The organism is Intrasporangium chromatireducens Q5-1 (assembly GCF_000576575.1).
Classification (GTDB): Bacteria; Actinomycetota; Actinomycetes; order Actinomycetales; family Dermatophilaceae; genus Intrasporangium_A; species Intrasporangium_A chromatireducens.
In genome coordinates this window covers 1-23,774 of the sequence record NZ_AWQS01000005.1, presented here as the reverse complement: position 1 = coordinate 23,774, position 23,774 = coordinate 1, and the positions used below count along the sequence as shown (strand labels likewise).

Sequence of the window (23,774 nt, the reverse complement as noted above, 5' to 3'; positions counted from 1 at the left end):
GGTCCCGCTGGGAGGCGACGTCCCGGCGGGACTGAGGTGAGCGGCATACGACTGATAACGTCCCTTACCGAGCGATCTCATCCCGCCTGGCAGCAGGCATGCCCGGCAACCACATCCGCGTCGCTCTCGGGGACGGAGTGCTCGTCGTCGTCCTGAGAGTGCTGGTGATTGCCGTCTTCCCTGCAGCAGCCTCCGGTGGCCAGTGCGGCCACGACCTCGAACTGTGTCGCCTGCGGCGCCTCGGCCACGAGTCCCCGCAGCCTCGTCTGGACACGGGCCGCCGCCGAAGTGCCGTGCATGGCGGTGAAGCTCCTAGCTGACTCGTGCTCGACCAGAGCGCAGTACCCGTCGTCCGCGGAGTACAACAGCCGCCGGCCCCGCAGGCCCTGGGTACCGGCCAGCTCCTGGTTCGACCATTCGAACCAGTCACGGAACTCGGCATCGCGGTCACTCGGTACGTCCGGGAACCGGACCATGGCGATGAACATGGGATCCTCCTCGTCGGGTGCCGCCTGACCTCGACACAAGTCGAGAGGCGTGACCTACGTCGGTCAGCCGGATGCCGGAGCGGCGGGCCGTTTCAGGTTCTCCGATGAGGATCGAGATCTCACGTTCTTCCCGTGAAGGTTCGACGAAGACGTATGCCGCGCCGCAACCGGCTGGGCTGGTCGGCCCAGCAAGGCCTATCCCGGGTTCATGGCGACTGATCTTCATCGATCCTTGACGGTTCGTGCCTCCAGTCTCCATGAATGAAGACCAGTCTCGGAGATGGCAAGCGGACGCCCCCGCTGTCAGCCCTTTGCGTTCACCTACAGGAGCAAGTGATGTTCGAGTTCATCCAGCGGAACTGGGTCGGAATCGTCCTGGTCGTCGGCATGCTCGTGATGCACCTTGGTGGACACGGCCACGGCGGGCACGGCGGGCATGGCGGCCGCATGGGCGGATGTGGTGGGCACGCCGGCCACGATCACGGCGAAAGCGACGCGCCGGCGAGGCACCAGGAACCCGCCAGCCCGAGGCCCTCGAACCCGGACCCGACCCGGGACGCCTACAACCCGGACGACCAGGACCAAGCCCAGCGACCTGACGGATCCGGGCCCCGTTATGGGTCCGCGCACCGGCCCTTCTGACGCCTCCCCCCCAAGGACCTGCCCTACTACCGACGGAGCCGTTAGCGATGCGCCCCATCCTCTTCTCGATCCTCGGGATCGACATCCAGACCTACGGAGTGAGCAAGGCGTTGGCCGCCTTGGCCGCCGCCGTGCTCGTGGCTCGCGCGTTCGAGCGCCGCGGCATCGACCGGTCTCTCGCCTACCCCCTCGTCATGTGGGCCACCGTGTGGGGCTTCGCCGGAGCGAAGGTGTACTACCTGCTCGAGCGCCTGCCGAACCTGACCCTGCACGACCTCGGCGGGATGGGCTTCACCTGGTACGGCGGCCTGATCGCCGGCGCCGTCGCGGCCGTGGTCATGATACGCCGCTGGCGTTTGGACCTCGGCGTCGTGGCCGGAGCGGTGGCCGCGCCGCTGTCCGTCGCCTACGCGATCGGCCGCCTCGGGTGTCTCGTCTCCGGCGATGGCACCTACGGGCGCCCCACCACACTGCCGTGGGCCATGACCTTCCCCAACGGGGTCGTGTCGACCAACGTCCCGGTGCACCCCACCCCGCTCTATGAGGCGATCGGCGCCCTGGCCATCGCCGGAATCCTGTGGTGGCTCGGTCGACGGGCAGGTGGACCGGCGGTGTTCGCCTGGTACCTCGTACTCAGCGGCGCAGCCCGCCTCGCGGTGGAGTTCCTGCGGACCAACACACCGGCCGTCCTCGGCCTGACCCAGCCGCAGCTGTGGGCGCTGGCCGGGATGGTGGGGGGGGTCGCGCTGCTCGCCGCGGCGACACGACGATCCGGCGGCGCTGGGACGCCCAAGCGGCCGGGCAACGATCATCCCTCCGCTGCGCAAACGCCGATCTTCGACACGACGGGAGCCGACCAGTGAACGCCGATCTGAAGACCGGGCTAAGTAGCGACATGACCGGTGTCCCGGACAGTCCTCACGTACTGCTCGGTGCCTACGTGCTCGGCGGCCTGTCCACGGAGGACCGGCACACCTTCCTGGAACACCTGCGCTCCTGCCCCACGTGCCAAAACGAGCTCGCGGCGGCCGCGTGGCTGCGCCGCTGTCTCGCTCGACTCGGGCCCGGAGACTGGGCACAGCTCGCAGTGCGGGGCGCTGCTGACGCCGCGGAAACTTCACAGGACCTTCATGATTCGAATGGACGCCCAACACCTTCACGAGGTCCACTAGCACTGTGACCGTACCCCGACGGGGTATTAGAAGGGGACGACTCCCCACGGCCACACCGATCAGCGGAGGTGAATGGAATGCCCATCGGTGACGTGTTCATCGTGCTGTCAGCGGTCCTTCTCACCGGCCTGCTGGCGTGGTTCTTCTTCGGACCGAAGAAGACCCGCCGGGCAGACCTGGAGGACGGCGTGCAAGTCGTGAAGGTCAGCGTGCGAGGCGGCTACAGCCCGGACCTGGTGGAGGTTCGCACAGGCCTGCCGGTACGGATGCTGTTCGACCGGCAGGAGTCTGGCGACTGCTCCTCGCGGGTCGTCATGCCGGACTTCAAGGTCAACCAGCTGCTGCCGGCCTACGCCACCACCGCGGTCGAGTTCACCCCCCCGGGACGCGGGCGAGTTCCGGTTCGCCTGCGGGATGAACATGATCAGCGGCACCTTGCGGGTCACCACGGGTGCGGCCGAGCCTGGTCGCGACGCTGTGCCCGGGAGCACGCAGGCGAGCACGACCGCCACGACACCGCCCCTACGGCCCGAGCACGGCCAGGGCGCGGACCCGGCCCCTGCCATAGGAAACGAAGAGGACCCGGAGGCCACCGAGCGGGCCGCCGAAATCAGCGACCTGACCCGGCGAGTCATCTTCGGTGCGATCCTGACCGCGCCGGTTCTCTTCGCGGTGATGTTCACCGAGTTCTTCGGCGTCACCTGGATGCCCGAGCTGCTGATGAACCGCTGGCTCCAGCTCGTCCTCATCGCGCCGGTGATGTTCTACACGGGCTGGCCGATCCACCGGACCGGCTGGCTGGCGCTCTCGCACCGGACCGCGGACATGAACTCGCTCATCACGCTGGGCACGGTCGCCGCGTTCGGCTACAGCCTCGTCGTCACCTTCGTGCCCGCGATTCTGCCGGCGAACGTCCAAGAGGTGTACTACGAGGCCGTCGGCGTCATCATCACCCTGATCCTGCTCGGCCGGCTGCTGGAGACCAAGGCCAAGGCCGGCACCGGTGAGGCGATCCGCACCCTGATCGGGCTGCAGCCGCACACCGCCCGCGTGATCCGCGACGGTGTCGAGTCCGAGGTGACGATCGAGGAGGTCGCCGTAGGCGAGGTGGTCGTGGTCCGACCCGGGGAGAAGCTGCCGGTCGACGGGCAGGTCCTCGAGGGCACCTCGTCGGTGGACGAGTCGATGGTGACCGGCGAGCCGATCCCGGTCAGCAAGGCGGCCGGCGACCCCGTCATCGGCGCGACCATCAACCAGACGGGCGCCTTCCGCTACACCGCGACCAAGGTCGGCGCCGACACGATGCTGGCCCAGATCATCAACCTCGTCCGCCAGGCCCAGGGCTCCAAGGCGCCGATCCAGCGGCTGGTCGACAAGGTCTCCAGCTACTTCGTCCCCGCAGTGATCGGCATCGCCATCTGGGCTTTCGTCATCTGGGCGCTGGCCGGGCCACAACCCGCGATCGTCTTCGCGCTCGTCGCCGCCGTGTCGGTGCTCATCATCGCGTGCCCCTGCGCGCTCGGGCTGGCCACCCCGATGTCGATTACCGTCGGCACCGGCAAGGGCGCATCCAACGGGATCCTGATCCGCTCGGCCGAGGCCCTCGAGACGGCGCACAAACTGGACACGATCGTGCTGGACAAGACCGGCACCATCACCAACGGCGCCCCGGCCCTGACTGACGTGCTACCCACGCAGGGCATCACCGCCGAGGAGCTCCTCACGCTGGTCGCCGCCGTGGAGAGCTCGTCCGAGCACCCGCTCGCCGCAGCGATCCTGACCGGCGCCCGGCAGGGCGGGCTCACCGTGCCCGAGGTGACCGCCTTCGACTCCATCACTGGACAGGGTGTGCGCGCCCTCGTCGGGGGCCGCGAGGTGCTGGTCGGCAACGCCCGGCTCCTGAGCGGCGCGGGCATCGACCCGGCACCGCTGCTGAGCGACCTGGAGCGGCTGGCACGGGACGGCAAGACCCCGATCCTGGCCGCAGTTGACGGCCTGCCCGCCGGCGTGATCGGCGTCGCCGACACCGTCAAGGACGGCTCCGCAGCGGCGGTCGCGGCCCTGCAGGCCCGCGGCATCGAGGTGGTCATGATGACGGGCGACAACCGGGCCACCGCGGCCGCCATCGCCCGTCAGGTTGGCATCCGCCGGGTCGTGGCCGAGGTGCTGCCCGAGCACAAGGCCGCCGAGGTCAAGCGGCTGCAGGGTGAGGGCAAGATCGTCGGCATGGTCGGCGACGGCATCAACGACGCCCCGGCACTGGCCCAGGCCGACGTCGGCTCGGCCATCGGGACCGGCACGGACGTCGCCATTGAATCCTCGGACATCACCTTGATCTCCGGCGCGCTGTCCGGAGTGGTCACCGCCGTGGACCTGTCCCGCGCCACCATGCGCAACATCAAGCAGAACCTCGGGTTCGCGTTCGTCTACAACGGGCTCGGCATCCCCGTCGCGGCCGGCGCGCTCTACCCCACGCTCGGGCTGACCCTGAGCCCGATGATCGCGGCGGCCGCGATGGCTCTGTCCTCCCTGTCAGTCGTGGCGAACGCCAACCGGCTCAAGACCTTCTCCCCCAAGGCCATCCCCAGCGCCGTCATGATCCCGACCACCGACCCGGTCGTCGAGGTCGGACGAGACGAGCAAGACACCACAGAAGAAGAGGAGAACCCCATGCCCACCCAGCCCACTGGATCCACCGTCGTCGACCCCGTCTGCGGCATGACCATCGACCCGGCCGGCGCCGCCGCCACCGTCGAGCACGACGGCACCATCTACTACTTCTGCTCCACCCACTGCGCCGGCAGTTTCGAGAAGGACCCGGCCAAGTACGCCGGCGCCACCACCTGACGACCACCCCGGTGGTGCCCGCGCCGTCCACAGCGGGCACCACCGGCACCTCTCCCGCGCACCACGGAAAGGGCCATGATGAGCCAGACCATCTCTCGCCCGCCCCACCCCACCGAAGCCGAGGCCATCACCCGCCTGCACCGCATAGAGGGGCAGGTCCGCGGGATCGCCCGCATGGTGGAGCAGGACCGCTACTGCATCGATGTCCTGACCCAGGTCGCCGCCACAACCCGGGCCCTGCAGGCCGTCGCGCTGCTGGTCCTCGAGAACCACCTCCGCGGCTGCCTGAGCGAGCCAGATGGGTCAGCGCGGGACACAAAGGTCACCGAGGCCGCCGAGGCCATCGCCCGCCTCGTGCGCAGCTGAAGGAGCGCCCCGAGAATGTCGACGACCGCGACCGACCAGCACGGCGATTCACCACCGAGCGTCGTTCTTGGGCAGCCGAGCCGGTGGCGGATGATCTGGATCACCAGCGTCTGGGGCGCCTGCTTCCTGTTCGTGTCGTGGGGTCTGCGGGACGCACCAATCCTCTGGTTCGCATCGCTGCGCGCCCTGGTAGCCGGCGCCGCCCTCGTCGGGTTCGGGGCGCTGCAGCGGCGGCCCCAACCTCGCGGGATCCGTGCCTGGGGCTGGATCACCACCGCCGGGCTGGTCAACGTGACCATCGCGTTCGCTGCCATGTTCGCCGGGGTCGCGGGCCTCGCCACCGGGGTCGCGGCGGTGCTGGCCAACGCCCAGCCGCTGCTCATCCTGCTACCGGCGTGGTGGCTCTACGGAGAGGCCATATCCCACCGCACCGCGGCGGGTCTCAGCGTCGGGTTCATCGGCCTACTGCTCGTCGCACTGCCCGGTGGGGGCGGCAGCGGAGCAGCGCTCTCCCTCTTGTCGGCGATCGCCGTGACCGGCGGCACCTTGCTGGCACGACGCCTCGCCGGCATGGACCTGGTGCTAGCCACCGGGTGGCACCTGGTCATCGGCGGTGTCGTGCTCGCCGGCCTCGCGCTCCTCGTCGACGGCCCCGCCCACATCGAGTGGACGCCCCGCTTCCTGGTGTCCTTGGCCTTCCTCGCCCTGGTTGGCACCGCCGCCACGACCGTCGCCTGGTTCCACGAGGCGAACCGGGCGCGGCTGGACGCCCTGACCTCGTGGACGTTCCTGGCACCTGTGGTCGGACTGGCCTTGGCCGTGTCGGTGCTCGGGGAACGCCCCGGTGGGTGGACTGCAACCGGGCTCGCCGCCACCCTGACCGCGATGTGGGTGGTCCTGCGATCTGGCGCCGGCGGGCGGCACGGGGCGAGCGACGCCGCCGCGCGGCGGGGGTCGAGCGACGGCGCCGCGCGGGCCGTGCACCCCTCCAGGTATTGAGGCACCCATGGACCCGGTGCAGCCCGTGCATGCGTACCTGCACGTCAACGGCCACTTTAAGGTGGCCGAGTACCCGGTGCTGGAGGCGTGCCGAGGGCGCGGAAGCCGCACCGTCATCCATCTGGACATCGTCGGCTACCGTTTCGCGGGGGCGGGCCACGACCTCATCAGCCACGGGGGCCACCGCCGACCCCTCCGGGACTCGGCGCGCACCGTCGACCCCGCCCTTGGCTGCGGCCCGGGCCAGCCGGACGTGCTCGTCGACGAGGTCAAGGAAGGTCGGGCCCGGGTCGACCCGGCCCGTCGAGACCCGGTCGTGCTCGAGGTCGCCCTGACCCGTTTCGGGTGCTGCCCTGCCGCGCACGCGCGGGACATAGCGCGCCAACTTGTCGGCCGCGGGCAGGTCCCCACCGAGGCCGGTCACGTGATCAGGGTCGTCGCCTTCGGCAACAGTTACGGCCGCCACCGGTCAGGACCGTGGAGGATCGTCTCCATCGGACACGTCGTCCGGTTTCGCCAGGCGTACCTGCACGAGAACTGGGACGTGCTGGCGCACGCGCAACTGCGCGACGCCGCTTTCGCCGTACTCGCCCTCATCCAGAAGTGGAACATCCACCTGGCCAGCGCGGGCATCGGCAAGGAGCAGATGCCGTGACACTGCAATGCGCATGCTCGAAGGGGCACGAATCTCGACGAGTCGTGCTCACCGGCGGACCCGGCGCTGGTAAGACCCCGGTGCTCGAGTTGGTCAGACGGTCCCTGTGCCAGCACGTGAAGGTCCTGCCCGAAGCGGCCAGCATCATCTTCGGTGGTGGCTTCCCGCGGGAGGACGCGGCGGGCGGCCGACGCGCGGCACAGCGGGCGATCTATCACGTCCAGCGCGAGCTGGAAGCGTGGCGGACACGCACCGAGCCGCAGTCGTCCTTTGCGATCGGGGCACTGTCGACGGGTTGGCGTACTGGCCCGGTACGGAGGCCGAGTTCTGGGCATCCTTCGCCACCACACCCTCAGCGGAGTCCGGGCGCTACGACACCGTCATCCACCTGCGAACGCCCGCAAGTTCAGAGGGCTACAACCAGGCCAACCCGGTGCGCACCGAGTCCGCAGCCGATGCAGCCGACATCGACGAACGCCTACTGCACGCGTGGAAGGACCATCCCCGGAGGTTTGTCGTGCCCTCGTCCATTGACTTCATGGACAAGGCGGCCACCGCGTTGCAGATCCTCAAGGGTGAGCTGCCCGACTGCTGCGCAGGCCATCTCCCCCGCGCTCATCCACCGGATCGTGGATAGTGCCCGTACAGGATGCCTTCCAAGACATCCCCAGTGCTGCCCGAGCGGCTGATCAGGCTGCGGCTGCGGGAGGGACCCGGTACAGCCGGCCGCGCGCCGCGGGACCGCACCCCGACCGCACACCGCATCCTCGTGCGGGCCGGCTCGACGGGCGGGCCCACGTCGGCCGGCCCACCGGCGAGCCGGCCGACCGCTACGAGGAGCCCGCCCCGGCTCGATGATCCATGGGGGCGTCGAGAAGTTCGGGAACACCCCGACGGCGGGCGCCGCTACGTCCGGCGCCAGCAAGGAGACAAGAACCGCGCCGCGCCCCCGGGCAACGCCAAGAGCGCCCACCGCAACCCAGCTGGGACATGCGTTCCTCCACACGCCATGGACCACCACTCCTGTGTCGGCTACGCCGAGGTCCACGACGACGAAGCCGCCGCCGTCGCTCTGGACGTCCTGCGCCGGGGCGGTCACCGGGTCAACCAGCGCGGCGGCACCGTCGGACGGGTCAAGCCCGGCAACGGATCGCCGGCCTACCGCTCGAAGCCGTCGCAGAACACCTGCACCCAAATCCGCATCCTCGCCAAGCGGGGCCGGCCGTACCGGCCGCGTTCGCCGGCCAGATCGAACGCCTCCGCCGCACCCTGGCCGTCGGGTGGGCCTACGCCCGCCAGTACACGAACGAGGCCCAGCGCCGAGCCGCGCTGCCGGCCGGGCTTCAGGCCTCCGGTCACCACGACCCCACTCCGGCTGTGGAACGAGGCCTCCCTCCGCCGATTGACCAGCCTCTCCGGGCAGTACCCGCTAGAGGCCCCTCGCGCCGGCCCATCCCAGCCAGTAGATGAACCTCTCGTCGAATTTTGATGAAGCCTGGGGGCCGCCGGCTCGATGAACGCGTCGTCCAACAAGACCCGAGCGCACCAGCACAAGGTGGAGGTTGAACGTCAAAGCCCAGCGCCGCCTGTGATCTCCGCGCCGGGTTGACCGCCTGTGGTGATCCTGAACCGGCCGGGGTCGTTGATGAACTCGCTGCGGCAACCGGCGGAGCAGAACCGCAGGGATCGGCCCGCCCACTCGAAGGCGGGACCCGTCGCTGCGACCGGCATCTGGCAGACCGGGTCGATGAACAGGTCAGTGACGGTCTTGAACCTGCCGTCCTCGAGCCACAGGACCCGGTCGGCAACCTCACGAAGCCGATCGTCGTGGCTGACGATTACGATGCACCGCTCGTCCTCGTCAGCGAGCCGGCGCAGGAGCCTGGCGAGGTCCCGCCCTCGGGACGCGTCGAGATTGGCCGTCGGCTCGTCCGCGAGCAGTACCGGCGGGTCGTTGGCCAGGGCGCGCGCGACAGCAACCCGCTGCTGCTCTCCCCCGGACAGCTCCGTGGGCCTCGCCGCCGCGCGGTGCGCCAGGCCGACTCGCTCGAGCAGGGTGAGCGCCCGCTGCCTCGCGGCGGCGCCCTTCGTGCCGGCCAGGTTGGCGGCCACGGCGATGTTCTCCGCGGCGGTCAGGGCATCGAGCAGGGCGTAGTCCTGGAAGATGAAGCCGAAACTGCGGGTCCGCAGCGCGGGGAGCGCCTTCTCCGGTTCGGCCGCCACGTCCACCCGGGTGCCATCTCGCCCGGTGACGACGATCGAGCCGCTCGTGGGGCGCAGCAGCGCCCCGAGCATGAGCAGCAGGGTCGTCTTGCCGGACCCGCTGGGGCCCATCACCAGCACCACCTCGCCGCTGACGATGGTCAGGTCGACGTCGCGGACCGCCACCACTTCGGTGGCGCCGCGGCCATAGGCCTTGGTCAGGCCACGGACCGTGACGGCGCTGGGTGCGGGTGCGGCTCGTTCGTGCCGGGGTACGTCGTTTGGGGCGTTCATCGGGACTCCCGGAAGGCAGTGATGGTGTCGAGGGTGGCGATTCGTCGCAACGGCCACAGCGCTGCGAGCAAGCCGATAGCGATGGCCCAGCCGGCAAGCTGACCCATCGAAGCGGCAGTGATGCGCACCTGGATGGTCGTCGCGGCCAGTGGGAGCACCCAGGCCAGGACTGTGCCGACGGCTGCGGCAACGACTGAGGCCAAGGCGACCGTCCACACGACCTGCACCGCCACCGAGGCGGCAAGCCGGGCAGTGCTGGCTCCAAGGGCCTTGAGGATCGCGTAGTCATGCAGTCGGCTCAGGGTGGCGGTCATCAGGCCAAGCGCGATCACGGCCAGCGCGATGAGCAGTCCGATCACCGACATCAGCCGCAGCAGGTTCGCGCTCATGTCCGTGACCACGCGGGCCTCGGAGTCGGCGAACTGCTCCCTCGTCTGCACGGTCACGCCGGGTACCGCGGCCCGAACCCGCGCCGCCAGGTCCGCAGCCGTGATGCCGCCCGCCCGCACCAGGATGTACGAGACCGACGCGACGCCGCGCAGGCGGGCCAGGTCATCGGACCCAACGAACACGGTCGTGTTGGTGATGCTGGTTCCGCCGCTGCTTAGCCCGGACACCCGAAGGGGGACCCCCAGCACGGCGACGGCGCCACCGATCCGAAGGCCGAGCGAGTCTGCGGCAGCGTCGTCCACCACGACCTCGCCGGGCCGGGGCGCGCGCCCGGCCACCAGGCTGGCGGGCCCGCCGCGGCTGGTCGTCGGGTCGTAGCCGATGACGTAGCTGAGCTGTCGGCCCCGCGGGCCGGAGACCGCACCGGGGGCGTACCCGATGGCCGAGGCCCAGGCCGCCCCCGGCACCGCCCGGACGCGGTCCACGGTGTCCGGCGGCAAAGCGGACGCACTCATGTGCATCGTCTCCACGCCGAGCTGGGAGACGAACACGTCGGCCGGGGACGTGCGGATGTAGTAGGTGACCCGTTCGATGGCGCCCGCGAAGATGCCCTGCAGGAGAAGCACGAGCAGCAGGGCGGCTGCGACACCGAGGACCGTCAGGGTCGCCCGGCGGGGCTCGGTGAACAGGAGGCGGCGACCGAGCGGGACGGAGTCCAGGAGAGGTGGGCGTGCGGCGATGCGGGTCATCGCCGGCTCCGGAACGCTGTGGCCGGGTCAAGCCGGGCGAGGCGCCGCGCGGGCAGCCAGGCGGCGAGCAGCGCCATCGCCGCCGCAGCCGCTCCGGCGATGACCAAGGTCCGCGGGGTTACCACGACGGGGAAGGATGGGAACGACCAGGCGAGCACGCGGCGGGCAACCTCCAGGAGCAGCAGGGCGGCGCCGGCGCCACCCAGCGTCAGCGACGCCGTCTCGCCAAGCGCGATGCGGCGCAGCCTCCCTGGGGTCGCGCCGAGCGCCTTCAGGACACCGAGGTCGCGCTGCTGCTCCGACACTCGGGTGTGGGCGACCAGCGCGACGATCAGGGTCCCTGCGGCGAACGCGACGGCGACCATGAGCCGCACCGGAGAGCCGTATATCCGGGTAGCGAGGTCAAGGGCGGCTGTGTGCAGCTGGGCAGGGGTGCGCACCGTGAGGCCCCGTGCCCGGAGCGTCGCCGAGATCCGATCGGGGCCCGCCCCCGGCGAGAGCGTCAGCAAGAGCGCACCCGTCGAGCCCGGGGCTCGCAGCATCTGGGACATCGCTGCCTCGGTGGTGAACAGCAGCGGCGTCATGAACACCGCGCTGTCGGCCGTGAGGCCGACGACCCGCATCCGATGCCCGAGGACCGGCAGCTGGTCCCCGACCACCACGCCGTGCTCGTCGGCGAAGCTGGCGTCGACGGCAACCTCGTCGGTCGTGCGCGGCTGGCGGCCTGTCTCCATCCGCCACGGGCCGCCCCGGCCCCCGGGGACGCTCGCGACGGCGGCAACGGCGGCCTTGCCGTGGGACAGGTCCAAGATCAGGTACAGGGTGCGGATCGGGTCGGCGGCGGCCACGCCACGCGTTCGGCGCACCGCGGCGATCGCCTGGGCTGGCACGGATCCCGGGTCGGCGAACAGGTTCTCGGTCCCGGACGGCACGACGACCAGGTCGGCGCCCAAGTGGTCCTCATACGCCGTGATGCGCTGCTGCACTCCCTCCCATAACCCACTCAGCAGCAGCATCAGCATCAGGGCCAGGCCGATGCCCAGCGCGCCGGCCGCGGTCCGCACTGGACGTTGCGCCAACAGCCGACGCGTCACCGGCACCTTTACCGTTGACCGCCGTTCACGGACGCTCATGTCCCTCGCCTGCCTCGTGCCTCGCCTTTGAGGATGCATCCGGTATGTGGAGGGATCCCGGCCTTCGTATGACGGTTCCGTGTTGTTCCCGTCATGCGGAATCGGAAGGCGTGCAAGTGCACCCTGCAGGGCCGCCGCCGCCAGAGGCGAGAGTCGTCGGCACGACGGTTCGCTTCTTCATCAAACCTTCATGGAAACCTGATCGTTCGCCAGTCGAGGTCGTCGACGCTGGTCGTTGTTGCCTGTCAATCAGGCCGCAGGTGACCGACCGGGACCGCCAGGTGCCCGGTCTTCTGTTGTCTTCGCCGAGGAGTTGTTGATGCGTTCACCCATCCGCCGATTCGTACCCGTGGTCGCAGCTGGGGCCCTGGCTGTAGGCCTCACCGCCTGCTCTGGATCCGGCTCAGCGCCGAGCACGGACCATGGCTCCGCCGGAATGCCTGGCATGTCGACGAGTGGCACCACGGCGCCGGGATCGGCCGGGACGGCCCCGGCCGATGTGGGCCGCTCCGGTGACATCATGTTCGCGCAGATGATGATCCCCCACCACCAGCAGGCCGTCGAGATGGCCGAGATCGCGATCGGCAAGCCGACCGCCTCTGCCCAGGTACGCCAGCTGGCGACCCAGATCAAGGCCGGTCAAGATCCAGAGGTTCAGACGATGGGCAAGTGGCTCCGAGCGTGGGGTGCGCCTACCCCGACCGGAGGGACCAGTCACGGGATGTCTGGTGAGGGAATGATGACGCAGGCGGACATGGACGCCCTCAAGGCCACCGACGGCGACGCGTTCGACAAGCAGTGGGTCAGGATGATGACAGCGCATCACGAGGGCGCCATCACCATGGCCAAGCAGGTTCTCGCCACGACCCAGGACCCCGCGGTCAGGACCCTCGCAGAGGCCGTCGTCAAGGCCCAGACCGAGGAGATCGCCACCATGAAGAGCCTCTTCTGACGGGTATCGCACCGGGAATCAGTATGGGTCCGTGACCATTCGCCCCCAAGGTCAGGGATCCCGACGCCGCAGCTTGGAAGCGATCGAGCGGATGACCTCCCGGGCGGAACGTTCTGCCCGGCCACCGTCAGCAGGCGCTCCGAGCCTCGCACGCTACCTCTGTCCTAGTTCTTGCCGGGGTATTAGGACCTATCGGGCGCCTGTCCGTCGCCCTCTGCAAGCTCCTAGGCGGCGGCTGCTGGACGTCCGGTGCCGGCGTAGCTGCGGACTTATCGACTGATGGTGGGCGGCTATTGTCCTAGCTCGAGCGGTGTGGGCGGCAAGCGACGGTCGCGGACCTTGGCGTAAGTACGTCGCCGCCGTTCCCGGTCGGGTGGTCAGACCACAGTCGATGGTCCCGGCCCGGCGAGCAGGAAAGCGCCCCGGGGCGTGGTGGGCTTTGAGGTTGGATCCTCGGTGCTCACGAGCCGCTGGTGATTGCGGCGGTGTCGATATCGCTGGTCTTGTACAGCAGCGCCATGGGTGCTTCGGACAGGTAGCGGCGGTCGGCGACTTTCCCTTCGTCGTGGGCGTCCCCGAGGACGGCGCCGCCGAGGCGGATCATGGCCGCGCTGTTGGGAAGATCCCGAAGACGGCGGCTCGTCGTTTGATTTCTCGGTTCAAGCGTTTGGCTAACCGGCCTTGGCCGGGGCAAGCGGAAGCGGCTTGAGGTCGGCGCGGCTGGAGCCAGTCGAGGTGTCCTTGCGGGGGCTTCGGCGACGCGTTCGTGTCGTCGCGCCTCGCCGGTCCAGCCGCGCCGGTCGGCGTCGTCTTGCAGGGCGTGGATGTCGGCGAGCTGCTCGGTAAGCCGAGAAGCATCGGTTTGTTTTCGCCTGAGGGGCAAGCAGGCCGCAAACAGGGATGCCTTGGTTCTCGTTCTAGGAGGCGGACCGAGGTGAATGCTCCTACTTCTACCTCTGTGGTCAGGACTTCCGGCTCGGATTGATCCAGGGTGCGCTCACTTCCAAGTCTCCAGGACCTGCTCACCGGCATTCTTGCCCACTCGCTCCCGTGAGCCTTGAACACTCACCATGGTGGGTCCGGGCACCCCTAGACCATCATCACCTCAACGGCCGACACGCGCTACCCGCAGGGCGCGTTACTCAAACGTGACATCCGTAGAAACGTCCGTTAGTGTGAGGCCCGCCGGTTCGCCCCCGACCCGGTGCCAAGGGTGGTCCGCCGAGTCCTGCCTGCTGCCCGAGGCCCCTTGATATCCCTTCCTGGCAGGAGTGGGGGACCCATCTCCCGGTCGTTCCGACGTCCTTGGGGTGAAGGCCTCGCGATGAGCAGACGCGCTCGCAGCGGGGGCCGGGCAGCACCTCCGCCCGAACCCGACAGCTAACTCCGCAGGCGGCCCCCCTCGAGGTACACGTGACAACGAACCGACCTGTCGGGCGCCACCGTGCCCCCGGGCGCCACAATCCCCTCCACGAGCTCCGGCTCATCGCCAAAGATTCCGCCGAGCCGGTCATGAAGACCGCTGCCACCGTCGCCGCTGCAGGCGGCCTGATCGCCACCGTTGCGGGCCCCGCCAATGCCGAGACCGTCAGCCACCCGAATAGCGGGACCGTCGAGCAGGCGACATCCATCGTCCCGAGCGCCGTCGGTCCGAAGGCGCCCGCAGTCGAGGCAACGAACGCCCTCGACGCCATCGGCTTCGCCGCCCCCAAGGCAAAGGCCAAGCCGGAGGTCATCGAGGACCTCGTCGTCAAGGAGCAGCGCGCCGAGGCCGCTGCCAAGGCGAAGGCCGAGGCGGCCATGAAGGCAAAGGCGCGGGCTGAGGACGCGGCGTCCCGCGCCGAGGCCCAGGCCTCCCGTTCGACCACCCGCTCGAGCCTCACGACCTCGACCTACTCGGCCAAGGCAAGCACCAACACAGTCACCCCGGTAGCGTCCTCGGGCATGCGCTCGTCCTACAACTGGGGCACCGCTGGTCAGTGCACCTGGGGCGCGCTCAACAAGTGGTACCAGTCGGAGGGCTACTATCCCGGCGGCTGGACCGGCAACGCCCTCACCTGGGCCTCGCGCGCGGCCAGCGCCGGCTACACGGTGAGCGGCGTGCCGCGCGTGCGGTCCATCGTGGTCCTGCAGCCGGGCGTCTACGGCTCGTCCAGCGCCGGTCACCTCGGCTGGGTGACCGCCGTCAACGGCGACCAGGTGACGATCGTGGAGATGAACGCCCTGGCCGGCCCGTACAAGTACAACACCCGCACGCTCACCCACGTCAGCGGGTTGAAGTACATCTACGCTCCCTGAGCCAACCGCACAAGAGGGGATGGCGCTCGCCGGGGCACCGTGAGCGCCATCCCAATCTCTGTGGGTCCGTCCGATTGTCGCTCGACTTGGCGAGTGTCGCCCCTCGTTGATGGACTTACCAGTGGCGGTGGTGCCTGCACCCGGACCGGCGGGCAGGACCTGCGAACGGGTCGGCCAACGGCGCGCGCTGTCCGGCGAGGGCTATCGTCGGGAGGCAGCGGGGGACGGCTGCGCAGGCGGATAGGACGGGCAGCTGGATGGTACGTGTTGCTGCCCCTTGACTGATGGGTTGTCCTGACAGCTGGACTGCCGGGGATGCCGTGAAGGTCTTGGCCTTCAGGACCGAAACGCCGAAACTTGCTCGAGGTCCGTGCCTTGATCACCCGGGTCGTGTGCCGGCTGTCTGCTCGCCGGCGGACGGGGTTCTTTCCGTTCTGTAGGGTCGGTGGGTCACTCGGACAGCGCGCTGCCCCACCGCTCCTCGATGCGCCGGAAGCGCCAGACCGCGAGGGCGCCGAGCCAGGTCAGGAGGAACAGTCCGACGATCCAGAAGCCGACCTCGCCCAGGTCGATCCGGCCCACCCAGGCGATGGGACCAGTGGCGAGCCCCAACTTGTCCGTCAGGATCGAGGTCAGCTCGATCACGCCGACCACGAGGGCGACGGCCACCGAGAGCGCCGTGACCGTGAGGTTGTAGAAGATCTTGCGCACCGGGCGTGTGAAGGCCCAGCCATAGGCCAGGTTCATGAACGCCCCGTCGATGGTGTCGAGCAGCGACATGCCGGCGGCGAAGAGCACGGGCAGCGTCAGGACGGCGTACCACGGCAGGTTCGTGGCGGCCGCGCCACCGGCCACGACGAGCAGACCAACCTCGGTCACGGTGTCGAACCCGAGTCCGAACAGGAAGCCGATCGGGTACATGTGCCAAGGCTTGCGCACGGTGCGGGTCACGCGCCCGAGCAGTCGGTTGAGGAAACCGCGGCTGTCGAGCTGCCGCTCGAGCTCGGCCTCGTCGTAGTGACCGGCGCGCATTCGCTTGTACACCTTGAGGATGCCCGCGAGCGCCCCGAGGTTGATGGCGCCGATGAGGATCAGGAAGAGCCCCGAGATCAAGGTGCCCCACACCCCGGTGACCGACTGCAGGGTCGAGTTCTCGTCCCGGATGGCACCGGTCATGGCACGGATGCCGAAGGCCAGCAGCATGACCATGATGAAGACGACCGAGGAGTGCCCCAGGCTAAACCAGAAGCCGACACTCGTGGGTCGGCGGCCGTCGCCGATCAGCTTGCGCGTCGTGTTGTCGATCGCAGCGATGTGGTCCGCGTCGAAGGCATGGCGCATGCCGAGGGTGTATGCGGTCAGTCCTAGGCCCACTCCGAACAGCTGCCCGCCGATCCGATACTGCTGCGGCACGATGACCCAGACGAGCAAACCCCACCCGAGCAGGTGCAGGCAGGCGATGAATAGACCCATCCAGACGAGGGAGCGGCGGTTCTCGGCACCAAACGCGCTGCCGGGACGTGAATCAAGCCCGGCGCGTCCCGGCTGCGTGGTGTTCACCGGAGCACCCTAGATGCGAACGTGTCGCATCTGCAACGGTGCCAAGTCACCGCTTGGTCGGAGGCGGGGCCTGTCAGAGGACGTGGCCCGCTTGCCGGTGACGCGATCGTCCCCGGATCTGGACGGCCGCTGCCACGGCTGCCGCTGCGGCCAGGCCCAACCAGCCGAGCCACCCGGAGGTGGCCAGGTCCGCCCCGTACCAACCCGCTGCGGCATAGCCGATCGCGCTGGGCACCAGACCGAGCGCCGAACCTGCGGCGTAGGCGGCCCAGGGGACCCGAAGCGCGCCGGCCCCCCAGCTGACCAGCCAGAACGGGACCGGTGAGAGGCGCGCGACCAGGACCATCCAGCCCGACCCGACGTCCGCGGTGAGCCGCAAGGCAGCGAGGCGGCGCGAGACGGCCTCGGCTCGTCTCGACGACACGGAACCCAGCCATGGCCCTGGAGGTGGGAGAAGCCGCCGACCGGCCACGAAGGCGAGGAGGGCCGCGAGCAAGGAGGCGAGCCACGCCATGACCGCGCCCGGCAAAGGACCGAAGAGCAGCGCACCCATCACGGTCAACGCCGCCCGGGGCACCCCGAGGGCGGCAAGCACCGTGAAGCTCAACACGAACACCGCCGGCCCCCACGCCCCCAGCGCGCCCAGCGTTCCTTCAAGCGTCGACACCACGGCGCCGCCCAGTGAGAACGCCGCGAAGGTGGCGAGCAGCAGCACGACGAGGACAGTCATCCCGAACCGCCCGGCCGTCATGAGGCGGGCGGTGACTCTGACGTCTCTGGCCTCGTCGTCAGCGGGGCCGGGATCAGGGCCCATTGCCACCGTGGGTGTCGCCACCGCCGGGCGACGCGTCGTGACCGCCGACTCCTTCCGGGGCCTTGATCGCGACTGGCGGCTGCTGGCGCACGAGCACCGGTGAGAAGCTGACCCCGTTCGGCTTGTCCCCCACGCGGACCCGCGCGACCACGCGCAGCTCCTGCAGATCCAGCACCGCGACGTCGTCGCCGTAGGGGTTCGTGACATAGGCGTGCCGGCTGGACGGGTCGATCACGATGCCATGCGCGCCCTTGCCTGTCTCGACGGTCGCGGCCACGGCGAACCGTTCGGTGTCGATCACCGAGACCGTCGTCCCTGGTCGGTTGTGGATTCCCTGCTTGGCGACCAACAGGTACCGGTTGTCGGGGCTGACATAGGTCTGGATCGGGACTGCCCGACGGGCGTGGTGCCGACCAGCCGGCGGGTCGAGACCTCGACCTTGGCCACGGCTGCGGCGCCGCTCAGCGAGGCATAGATGAATCTCCCGTCCGGCGAGAATGCGACCTGTCCCGGGCCCTTGCCGACCTCGACCTCCGCCACCTTCCGGCTGGCGGTGTCGATCACGCTCACGCTCGAGCCGCCCATGTTTGCGACGTAGACCCACCGGCCGTCCGGGCTGGGTCGCAGCCCGTGGGCTCTGGCCCCCACCGGGATCGTCGCGACGGTCCTCATCGTGGCGACGTCGATGGCCGACACCGTGCCATCGGCACCGTTGCTCGTATAGGTCGTGCGCCCGTTGGGGGACACGACCACATGCGCTGGTGACTCGCCGGTCGGGATGAACCGATGAGGCGCCAACGACGCGGAGTCGATCATGACGGCCATCGAATCATGGCCGCTCCACGGCCCACACGGCGCGTCCGTTCTGGGAGACCTGTACATTGTGCGGTCCTTAGATGCCGGTGACCGTCGTCGAGATCCGGTGCGTGCCCGCGTCGATCGCGGTGAGGCTCCGCCGGCCTCACTGGCGACCCGTAGCCAAGCCGGCTCCCGCCGGCGCGACGGCCACCGCCGCCAGCCGGCGACTGCCGCCGGCCGCCCTCGTCGCTCCGGTACCGCGGGCTTCCTCTATCAGTCACTCCTCATCGGGCCACAGGCCAACCAGATGAGCCATAACCAGCAGTCACTCTGGATGGTCCCGTTCAGGGAATGACGAACGAGCCGTCAAGATGCCTGAAGCCGCGGCGATGCGCCCAGCCCGCGCGTATGCCGCTGGCGCCGGCCCGGTGAGCCAGCCCAGCGGCATAGAGCTGCTGCGCTGTGAATCGGGTCAGGCTGTTCGGGCGGGGCGCCCGCCGGCGGCGTCGTACCACTGCGCCAGCCAGCGCTGCATCGTCGCGATCTCGACGAGCTGGGCCCGCTCGATCCGACCGCACAGTGCAAGCAGCTCGGGGTGTTCCGCCCGGGCCAAGCAGCGGCTCGCCTCCCGAACCGCGCCCCAGTGGTGACGGATCATCGAGCGCATGAAGGCGATCTCGTAGGCGGCGCCGGTCAGCCGATCAAGGCGTGCCATGGAGCGCATCTGCCCCTTGGTCATCGTCGGCTCGTGACTGGTGCCGTACCAGTCCTGAAGCCAGCCTTGCATCATCTCGATCTGCGCAGACTGGGACGTGATGATCGACTGGCACATCGAGGCCAGCTCTTCGTGGACAGCCTTGTCGAGGCAGGGCTGCGCCATCATGACCGCCATCTCGTGGTGGTCGATCATCCCGGTCAGGAAGTCGACCTCGAAGGCAGCGGCATGTGGATCGCTGGCCGGTTCGGACGCCTGTGCCGGCGAGACCAGCCCCAGCGAGAGCGACAGCACCCCCGTGAGCACCGCGGCCAGCAGCGACAGACGTGTGCGCATGCTTCGCAGAATCATCCCTGCCTCCTCAGCCCAAGGCTCCGAGCAGGTCACGGCAGGCCTGCTCACAGCGACGACACGACTCCGCGCAGACGCGGCAGTGCTCGTGCATTCCTGCGTGGCGCTCACACTCGTCGCGGCAGGCCTTGCACGCTTGGGCACAGGCCTCGAGGACCGCGCGGGTGAGGTTGGCGTCGTAGCCGGTGTGCCTCGACAGGACCGCTCCCGTGCTCGCGCAGAGATCGGCGCAGTCGAGATTCGTGCGGATGCAGGTCACGAGTTCGGTCACCATCTCTTCGCTCAGGCAGGCATCGGCGCACGCGGTGCAGGCCTGCGCGCACTCGAAGCAGGCCTGGATGCAGGTGGTGAACCGCGCCCGGTCGACGTCGCCGAGGTCCCTTGGATACGCCTCCAGCATCGCTTCGACCGTCGTATGCATGATGATCACCTCCGACGGGCACGCCCGTGGACGGCTCCACGGGAGGGACGCGCCCCCGACACCCCTACCCCGTGACGACCAGTGCACAACACGCTCAGCCTGAGAGAGCCTGTCTTGCCCGGCAGGTACGAGCTCGCCGGGAAGGTTGGACGGCCGGGGGCGGCTCGCTCGCTCGTTGGTGCTCGTCACGGTACAGCCGCCCCCACGATGGGTTCGCTTGACCGGGCAGCCAGCTCATCGGAGGGATTCCGGAAGTGGATCGGCGGTGTACCGGAGGATGCGGCCCTCGACAAGGTTTGCTGAACCTGACCTGCGCACCATCTATGAAGCTAAGGATGGGCGGCTGACTCGGCCCAGCGGCATACCGCCTCTTTTGGATGCTGAACGAGTCGCCGAGCGATCGATTCGTACCCTTGCTGCCCCAGGTCCGAGGGCAAACCATCAACTCAGCCGGGTGGTGGTGCTTCCACCGTCGGTGCTGACGAGCACGGAGGTTCCGGACACGATCAAGATCTCGATCTGTCCCGATGGGAGCCGGCTCGCGGACAGGGCGCTGACCTCGGGGACCGCGGTAGTGCCCGCCTTCCAGGACTTCCCGCCGTCCACGCTGGTGACGATCACTCCCTCCACGGTGGCGCCGACGATCGTCTGGTCATCGGCCCAGGCGACGAGGGCCACGAGACCAGGTGGGGCGAGAGTGGTCCAGTTCTGGCCACCGTCGGTGGAACGCAGCAGCCCCTTCTCCGTGGTGGCAAGGACGGTCCCGGACTTCGGGGAGACACCGAGGCTGTGTGCGGGGGCGGGGATCGCGCGGTCCGCCCAGGTGCGGCGATCGCTGGTCGTCCGCAGGGCGCCGTCAAAGCCGACGACCAGCCCGCGGCCGGTGGCCAAGGCGTGGAAGTCGCTCTGCCCCCCGCGGGACTCAACGGTCCAGGTGCGGCCCTGGTCGGTGGACGAGATGAGGCCAACCGGTTGCGGCAGGTCGACGTTGATGCCGGGGTGGCCCGAGGCGAGCCAGGTCCCGTCGGCAGCGATCGTGAAGCCCATCAGGTCGACCACGGGTCCGCGCGCCACCCATTCGCCGGAGTCGCGCAGGAAGGCGCCCTCGTGGGTCGCGATGACAACCTGGCCGGTCGTGGCGTCTCGAGCCACGCCGTGCACATGGGTAATCGCCTGGTTCGTCCCTGCGTAGGTCCCCGCAGCGGCGCCCGTGGCGGGGCCGGAGGTGGACGAGCACGCTGTGAGCAGCGCCACGCTCGCCACGCTGGCGGCGATCAGGAGAGTTCGTCGGTTCGGCATGGTCCTCATTCACCGTAGGTCAGGGCGGCCATCTGGCCCGCCTCGGCATGGTAGATGTTGGTTCAGTGGCCCATCCACTCGCCGTCATGGTCCGCGTCGAACTCCACGGGAAGCTTCTCCATCTGACGCAGCAGGACATCGTCGGCACAGTCGGCGCCAGCGGCCCCCTACGCAAGCAGGGCGGTTCCGGTCCCGCGTATGCAGGGGCGAGGCTTGCCTCCGCGTTTTCATCACCGGTTTCTCGCCCGGGCGAGTCTCGTCCTCCAGATGTCTTCAGGGCGCGCTGATGGCATGGAGGCCTTCGCTAGCAGCGGCGAAGACCAATGGGGACCCTCCTTGGGGGCGGCGGCTCCCCTGCGGAACGTCGATCTACATCGAATCTTCATCGGAACTTGCCCGTTCCTTCCGGGGCTGGCGCAACGGTGAACCCATGAATCACGCCTGGTCGCCGGGCAGCTGCCCAACTGCACCGACCGTCACCCTCGTGCACACGGAGAGCTGCCATCTCTGCGGCGAGGCGATCGTGGCCCTGACCGCGCTTGAGGCGGAGGGCCGGCTGCGGCTGCGTCTGCTGGCGGCAGACAGCCCCGAGGGGAGGCGCCTGCTCGAGCTGCACCGCCCGGCCCTGTTCCCGCTCGTCACCCTTGACGACGACTTCTTCAGCGCCGGGCGCCTGCCTCGCCGGAAGCTGGCTCGGCGCCTCGAGCAGGCCCACCTGAGCGGCGTGAAGGTCGGCTGATGGGCAGCCAGCTGCTCCAGGGCGGCAGCATCCTGGCCGCGTTCTTCGCCGGGGCCGTCGCACTCTTCGCGCCCTGCTGCATCGTCTTCCTGGCGCCGAGCTACCTCGCGGCCGCCGTGAAGAACCGCCGGTGGCGTCTGCTGCCCCTCACCTTCGTCTTCACAGCGGGGCTTGCCCTCGTCCTGGTCCCGATCACCCTCGGGGTGAACCTGCTCGCCGGCGCGATCGCGAAGTTCCACGGGCCGCTCTACTGGGGTGGCGGGCTGCTCATGATCGCGATCGGACTCTTCGCGGTCTCCGGGCGGATGTGGTCGATGCCGTCGATGCTGCGCTCACCAGACGTGACCAGAGCCGACTCGGCCACCTTCTTCAGCCTCGGCGTGTTCTCCGGCATCGCCTCGAGCTGCTGCGCACCCGTCCTCGCCGGAGTCATGACGCTCTCGGCCCTCAGCGGCTCACCGGTGGGAGCGGTGGCACTCGGCCTGGCCTTCGTCTTCGGCATGGTGATCCCCCTGTTCGTGATGGCCCTGATTTGGGACGGCGCCGGCCTACGTGACCGGAACTGGCTGCGCGCCAAGAGCTTCCGCATCCGCCTCGGACGCCGGACGGTCCACACCAACACCGTCAACCTCGCCGTCGGCGTCGCCTTCACCGCGATGGGCCTCGGCGTGATCTCCCTGGCCGGCTCGCCCAACATGACCGGTGGCAGCGCGGTCCAGGATGCGCTGGGGCGGAGCCTGACCTCGGTCGCGCAGTCCGTCCTTGCGGTGCTCGACCCCATCCCTGACCCCGTGCTCGGTCTGGGCCTGCTCGCACTGGCGAGCCTGTTCATCTGGGCCACCTTGCGCGGCAAGGCAGCTGACAGGTCCGCGACCGCGGCACCCGACCAGACCGAGCCGCATTGCCACCCGGAGCCAACCGGTTCCACGTCCACCAGGAGCCACCGATGAGCACCCACACCCGCCCCGTCTCGAAGGTCCGGGCTGAGCACCAGGACCGGATGGCCGCGGCCAAGAAACGCCGCTCACGCCTGCGCGCCGTCGTCATCGCGGCAGGCGTAGTGGTGGCCGGCCTGCTCGTCACCCTGGCGCTGCTACAGGGCGCCCCGACAAGCAGCACAGGCGCCGACCAGGCACCGACCTTCACCCTGCCCAGCACCAGCGGCCAGACCGTGTCGCTCGAGCAGTTCCGCGGTCAGCCGGTGGTCCTCTTCTTCAACGAGGGGGCGGGCTGCGGCTCGTGCACCGTCCAGATGGCACAGATCGAACAGGACCCGGCGGTGAAGGCCGCCGGCATCACGGTGCTGCCGATCGTGATGAACAGCAAGGACCAGATCCTGCCCGACCTGCGCCAGTACGGCGTGACCACGCCTTACCTCCTCGACGACGGCACGGTCTCGAAGGCGTACGGCGTGCTCGGCACCGGGATGCACGCCGGCCTGCCCGGGCACAGCTTCGTCCTCATCGACAAGGACGGCGTCAAGAAGTGGACCGGCAGCTACCCGTCCATGTGGCTCCCCCCCACCGACCTGCTCACGGAAGTCAAGCAGCGGCTCTGAGCAGCAGATGGATCGCTGCCCCGGAAGCCGGCTCGCGCGGCAGCGCGGGCCCGCTCAGACTGCGATCGCCGACTCGATGACGCCCCAGACGAGGCCGCCGCCCACTCCGAGGGCGAGGCTGAGCGCGCTGGCCACGACGGCCACGGTGACCGAGGTCCTCCCCGCTGGCGCCTGCGCGTGTGGACTGCCGCCGGGGGCGCCGCGCCGGTAGAGGACCATGATCCACCGCAGGTAGTAGAAGAGGCTGATGACCGAGTTGGCCAGCAGCGCGAGGGCGAGCCACGCGTAGCCGCCGTCCCACCCAGCCGTGGCGGCGGTCAGCTTGCCGACGA

24 protein-coding genes, 3 pseudogenes and 1 riboswitch are annotated in these 23,774 nt (G+C 69.4%); of the genes and pseudogenes, 12 read left to right on the top strand and 15 right to left on the bottom strand.

The genetic code is table 11. The features are described 5' to 3' along the window. Positions 1–77 precede the first annotated feature (77 nt). A complete protein-coding gene (locus tag N864_RS23330) occupies positions 78–488 on the bottom strand; it encodes an antibiotic biosynthesis monooxygenase family protein (protein ID WP_051518038.1) in 411 nt (136 codons plus the stop codon). 321 nt (positions 489–809) lie between these two features. Further along, entirely contained in the window at positions 810–956 is a 147-nt protein-coding gene (locus N864_RS25585) for a hypothetical protein (protein ID WP_162164483.1), read from the bottom strand. A 221-nt stretch (positions 957–1,177) separates the two neighbouring features. On the opposite strand from N864_RS25585, the pseudogene N864_RS01275 reads away from it, so the two are divergent. Next, a pseudogene (locus tag N864_RS01275) lies at positions 1,178–1,825 on the top strand (prolipoprotein diacylglyceryl transferase); the annotation flags it as partial. Here the strand turns inward: N864_RS01275 and N864_RS26490 are convergent. Next, positions 1,764–2,027 (bottom strand): hypothetical protein, encoded by a 264-nt coding sequence (locus N864_RS26490; RefSeq protein ID WP_476702738.1) that lies wholly within the window; start codon positions 2,025–2,027, stop codon positions 1,764–1,766. The pseudogene N864_RS01275 and the gene N864_RS26490 overlap by 62 nt on opposite strands. Between N864_RS26490 and N864_RS26360 the strand changes: the two genes are divergently transcribed. The 6 genes from N864_RS26360 to N864_RS23325 all read left to right on the top strand — a co-directional run bounded on the left by N864_RS26360 (position 2,026) and on the right by N864_RS23325 (position 7,806). After that, positions 2,026–2,310, top strand: coding sequence for a zf-HC2 domain-containing protein (locus N864_RS26360; protein ID WP_420805195.1), 285 nt, complete (start codon positions 2,026–2,028; stop codon positions 2,308–2,310). The genes N864_RS26490 and N864_RS26360 overlap by 2 nt on opposite strands. 406 nt (positions 2,311–2,716) lie before the next feature. Beyond that, on the top strand, positions 2,717–5,149 hold the full coding sequence (locus tag N864_RS01270; RefSeq protein ID WP_240474156.1) for a heavy metal translocating P-type ATPase: 2,433 nt from the start codon (positions 2,717–2,719) through the stop codon (positions 5,147–5,149). 75 nt (positions 5,150–5,224) lie between these two features. Beyond that, positions 5,225–5,515 (top strand): metal-sensitive transcriptional regulator, encoded by a 291-nt coding sequence (locus N864_RS01265; RefSeq protein WP_169735947.1) that lies wholly within the window; start codon positions 5,225–5,227, stop codon positions 5,513–5,515. A 15-nt stretch (positions 5,516–5,530) separates the two neighbouring features. Further along, positions 5,531–6,514, top strand: a complete 984-nt coding sequence (locus tag N864_RS01260; RefSeq protein WP_081793255.1) for a DMT family transporter — start codon at positions 5,531–5,533, stop codon at positions 6,512–6,514. A 7-nt stretch (positions 6,515–6,521) separates the two neighbouring features. Then, the gene (locus N864_RS01255; RefSeq protein WP_034712474.1) at positions 6,522–7,169 is read left to right on the top strand and encodes a hypothetical protein; all 648 of its coding nucleotides are present in this window, start codon (positions 6,522–6,524) and stop codon (positions 7,167–7,169) included. 238 nt (positions 7,170–7,407) lie between these two features. Continuing rightward, the gene (locus N864_RS23325) at positions 7,408–7,806 is read left to right on the top strand and encodes an AAA family ATPase (RefSeq protein WP_051518037.1); all 399 of its coding nucleotides are present in this window, start codon (positions 7,408–7,410) and stop codon (positions 7,804–7,806) included. Between the two features lie 932 nt (positions 7,807–8,738). Here the strand turns inward: N864_RS23325 and N864_RS01240 are convergent. Genes N864_RS01240 through N864_RS01230 form a run of 3 tightly spaced genes read right to left on the bottom strand, consistent with a single transcriptional unit; the run spans position 8,739 to position 11,898 of the window. Continuing rightward, positions 8,739–9,665: an ATP-binding cassette domain-containing protein gene (locus N864_RS01240; RefSeq protein WP_051518036.1), complete on the bottom strand. Its 927-nt coding sequence runs from the start codon at positions 9,663–9,665 to the stop codon at positions 8,739–8,741. Next, positions 9,662–10,804 carry an ABC transporter permease gene (locus N864_RS01235; RefSeq protein ID WP_051518035.1) on the bottom strand — a complete coding sequence of 381 codons (1,143 nt, stop codon included), beginning with the start codon at positions 10,802–10,804 and terminating at the stop codon, positions 9,662–9,664. Before N864_RS01235 ends, N864_RS01240 begins: the two co-directional genes overlap by 4 nt. Next, entirely contained in the window at positions 10,801–11,898 is a 1,098-nt protein-coding gene (locus N864_RS01230) for an ABC transporter permease (RefSeq protein WP_162164482.1), read from the bottom strand. The genes N864_RS01235 and N864_RS01230 overlap by 4 nt, the downstream gene beginning before the upstream one ends. Before the next feature lie 484 nt (positions 11,899–12,382). Here N864_RS01230 and N864_RS01225 point away from each other — a divergent pair, with 484 nt between their 5' ends. Further along, positions 12,383–12,889: a DUF305 domain-containing protein gene (locus N864_RS01225; RefSeq protein ID WP_240474155.1), complete on the top strand. Its 507-nt coding sequence runs from the start codon at positions 12,383–12,385 to the stop codon at positions 12,887–12,889. A 460-nt stretch (positions 12,890–13,349) separates the two neighbouring features. Here N864_RS01225 and N864_RS24460 read toward each other — a convergent pair. Beyond that, a pseudogene (locus N864_RS24460) lies at positions 13,350–13,558 on the bottom strand (transposase); the annotation flags it as partial. A 591-nt stretch (positions 13,559–14,149) separates the two neighbouring features. Continuing rightward, positions 14,150–14,280, top strand: a riboswitch (cyclic di-AMP (ydaO/yuaA leader). A 121-nt stretch (positions 14,281–14,401) separates the two neighbouring features. Between N864_RS24460 and N864_RS01220 the strand changes: the two are divergent. Beyond that, positions 14,402–15,187 (top strand): CHAP domain-containing protein, encoded by a 786-nt coding sequence (locus tag N864_RS01220; protein WP_081793252.1) that lies wholly within the window; start codon positions 14,402–14,404, stop codon positions 15,185–15,187. Positions 15,188–15,637: 450 nt separating this feature from the next. Here the strand turns inward: N864_RS01220 and nicT are convergent, their stop codons facing one another. From nicT to N864_RS01190, 7 genes are all read right to left on the bottom strand, one after another. Continuing rightward, the gene (gene nicT / locus N864_RS01215) at positions 15,638–16,747 is read right to left on the bottom strand and encodes a Nickel transporter NicT (protein ID WP_240474154.1); all 1,110 of its coding nucleotides are present in this window, start codon (positions 16,745–16,747) and stop codon (positions 15,638–15,640) included. Between the two features lie 73 nt (positions 16,748–16,820). Continuing rightward, entirely contained in the window at positions 16,821–17,498 is a 678-nt protein-coding gene (locus N864_RS01210) for a TVP38/TMEM64 family protein (protein WP_162164481.1), read from the bottom strand. 52 nt (positions 17,499–17,550) lie between these two features. After that, a complete protein-coding gene (locus N864_RS25875) occupies positions 17,551–17,862 on the bottom strand; it encodes a YncE family protein (protein ID WP_051518033.1) in 312 nt (103 codons plus the stop codon). After that, the gene (locus tag N864_RS25870) at positions 17,859–18,377 is read right to left on the bottom strand and encodes a YncE family protein (RefSeq protein ID WP_240474153.1); all 519 of its coding nucleotides are present in this window, start codon (positions 18,375–18,377) and stop codon (positions 17,859–17,861) included. The genes N864_RS25875 and N864_RS25870 overlap by 4 nt, the downstream gene beginning before the upstream one ends. 454 nt (positions 18,378–18,831) lie before the next feature. Further along, positions 18,832–19,425, bottom strand: a complete 594-nt coding sequence (locus N864_RS01200; protein ID WP_034712447.1) for a DUF305 domain-containing protein — start codon at positions 19,423–19,425, stop codon at positions 18,832–18,834. 10 nt (positions 19,426–19,435) lie between these two features. Beyond that, positions 19,436–19,846, bottom strand: coding sequence for a four-helix bundle copper-binding protein (locus tag N864_RS01195; RefSeq protein ID WP_034712561.1), 411 nt, complete (start codon positions 19,844–19,846; stop codon positions 19,436–19,438). 441 nt (positions 19,847–20,287) lie between these two features. After that, on the bottom strand, positions 20,288–21,100 hold the full coding sequence (locus N864_RS01190) for a F510_1955 family glycosylhydrolase (RefSeq protein ID WP_240474152.1): 813 nt from the start codon (positions 21,098–21,100) through the stop codon (positions 20,288–20,290). A 475-nt stretch (positions 21,101–21,575) separates the two neighbouring features. On the opposite strand from N864_RS01190, the gene N864_RS01185 reads away from it, so the two are divergent. The 3 genes from N864_RS01185 to N864_RS01175 are packed head-to-tail and all read left to right on the top strand — an operon-like array spanning position 21,576 to position 23,442. Further along, on the top strand, positions 21,576–21,884 hold the full coding sequence (locus N864_RS01185; RefSeq protein WP_051518031.1) for a hypothetical protein: 309 nt from the start codon (positions 21,576–21,578) through the stop codon (positions 21,882–21,884). Then, the gene (locus tag N864_RS01180; RefSeq protein ID WP_051518030.1) at positions 21,884–22,834 is read left to right on the top strand and encodes a cytochrome c biogenesis CcdA family protein; all 951 of its coding nucleotides are present in this window, start codon (positions 21,884–21,886) and stop codon (positions 22,832–22,834) included. The genes N864_RS01185 and N864_RS01180 overlap by 1 nt, the downstream gene beginning before the upstream one ends. Continuing rightward, positions 22,831–23,442 carry a peroxiredoxin family protein gene (locus N864_RS01175; protein WP_034712443.1) on the top strand — a complete coding sequence of 204 codons (612 nt, stop codon included), beginning with the start codon at positions 22,831–22,833 and terminating at the stop codon, positions 23,440–23,442. The genes N864_RS01180 and N864_RS01175 overlap by 4 nt, the downstream gene beginning before the upstream one ends. Positions 23,443–23,496: 54 nt before the next feature. Here N864_RS01175 and N864_RS24995 read toward each other — a convergent pair. Continuing rightward, a pseudogene (locus N864_RS24995) lies at positions 23,497–23,774 on the bottom strand (NADH-quinone oxidoreductase subunit N); the annotation flags it as partial.

Excerpts from the sequence above, each read along its gene's own strand:
- N864_RS01180 (WP_051518030.1), top strand. The coding sequence starts at position 21,884 with ATGGGCAGCCAGCTGCTCCAGGGCGGCAGCATCCTGGCCGCGTTCTTC.
- N864_RS01200 (WP_034712447.1), bottom strand. The coding sequence starts at position 19,425 with ATGATTCTGCGAAGCATGCGCACACGTCTGTCGCTGCTGGCCGCGGTG.
- N864_RS23330 (WP_051518038.1), bottom strand. The coding sequence starts at position 488 with ATGTTCATCGCCATGGTCCGGTTCCCGGACGTACCGAGTGACCGCGAT.
- N864_RS01185 (WP_051518031.1), top strand. The coding sequence starts at position 21,576 with ATGAATCACGCCTGGTCGCCGGGCAGCTGCCCAACTGCACCGACCGTC.
- N864_RS01175 (WP_034712443.1), top strand. The coding sequence starts at position 22,831 with ATGAGCACCCACACCCGCCCCGTCTCGAAGGTCCGGGCTGAGCACCAG.
- N864_RS01255 (WP_034712474.1), top strand. The coding sequence starts at position 6,522 with ATGGACCCGGTGCAGCCCGTGCATGCGTACCTGCACGTCAACGGCCAC.
- N864_RS01240 (WP_051518036.1), bottom strand. The coding sequence starts at position 9,665 with ATGAACGCCCCAAACGACGTACCCCGGCACGAACGAGCCGCACCCGCA.
- N864_RS01220 (WP_081793252.1), top strand. The coding sequence starts at position 14,402 with ATGAAGACCGCTGCCACCGTCGCCGCTGCAGGCGGCCTGATCGCCACC.
- N864_RS01265 (WP_169735947.1), top strand. The coding sequence starts at position 5,225 with ATGATGAGCCAGACCATCTCTCGCCCGCCCCACCCCACCGAAGCCGAG.
- N864_RS26360 (WP_420805195.1), top strand. The coding sequence starts at position 2,026 with ATGACCGGTGTCCCGGACAGTCCTCACGTACTGCTCGGTGCCTACGTG.
- N864_RS01235 (WP_051518035.1), bottom strand. The coding sequence starts at position 10,804 with ATGACCCGCATCGCCGCACGCCCACCTCTCCTGGACTCCGTCCCGCTC.
- N864_RS25870 (WP_240474153.1), bottom strand. The coding sequence starts at position 18,377 with ATGATCGACTCCGCGTCGTTGGCGCCTCATCGGTTCATCCCGACCGGC.
- N864_RS01260 (WP_081793255.1), top strand. The coding sequence starts at position 5,531 with ATGTCGACGACCGCGACCGACCAGCACGGCGATTCACCACCGAGCGTC.
- N864_RS01210 (WP_162164481.1), bottom strand. The coding sequence starts at position 17,498 with ATGACGGCCGGGCGGTTCGGGATGACTGTCCTCGTCGTGCTGCTGCTC.
- N864_RS01225 (WP_240474155.1), top strand. The coding sequence starts at position 12,383 with ATGTCGACGAGTGGCACCACGGCGCCGGGATCGGCCGGGACGGCCCCG.
- N864_RS26490 (WP_476702738.1), bottom strand. The coding sequence starts at position 2,027 with ATGTCGCTACTTAGCCCGGTCTTCAGATCGGCGTTCACTGGTCGGCTC.
- N864_RS01270 (WP_240474156.1), top strand. The coding sequence starts at position 2,717 with ATGAACATGATCAGCGGCACCTTGCGGGTCACCACGGGTGCGGCCGAG.
- N864_RS01195 (WP_034712561.1), bottom strand. The coding sequence starts at position 19,846 with ATGCATACGACGGTCGAAGCGATGCTGGAGGCGTATCCAAGGGACCTC.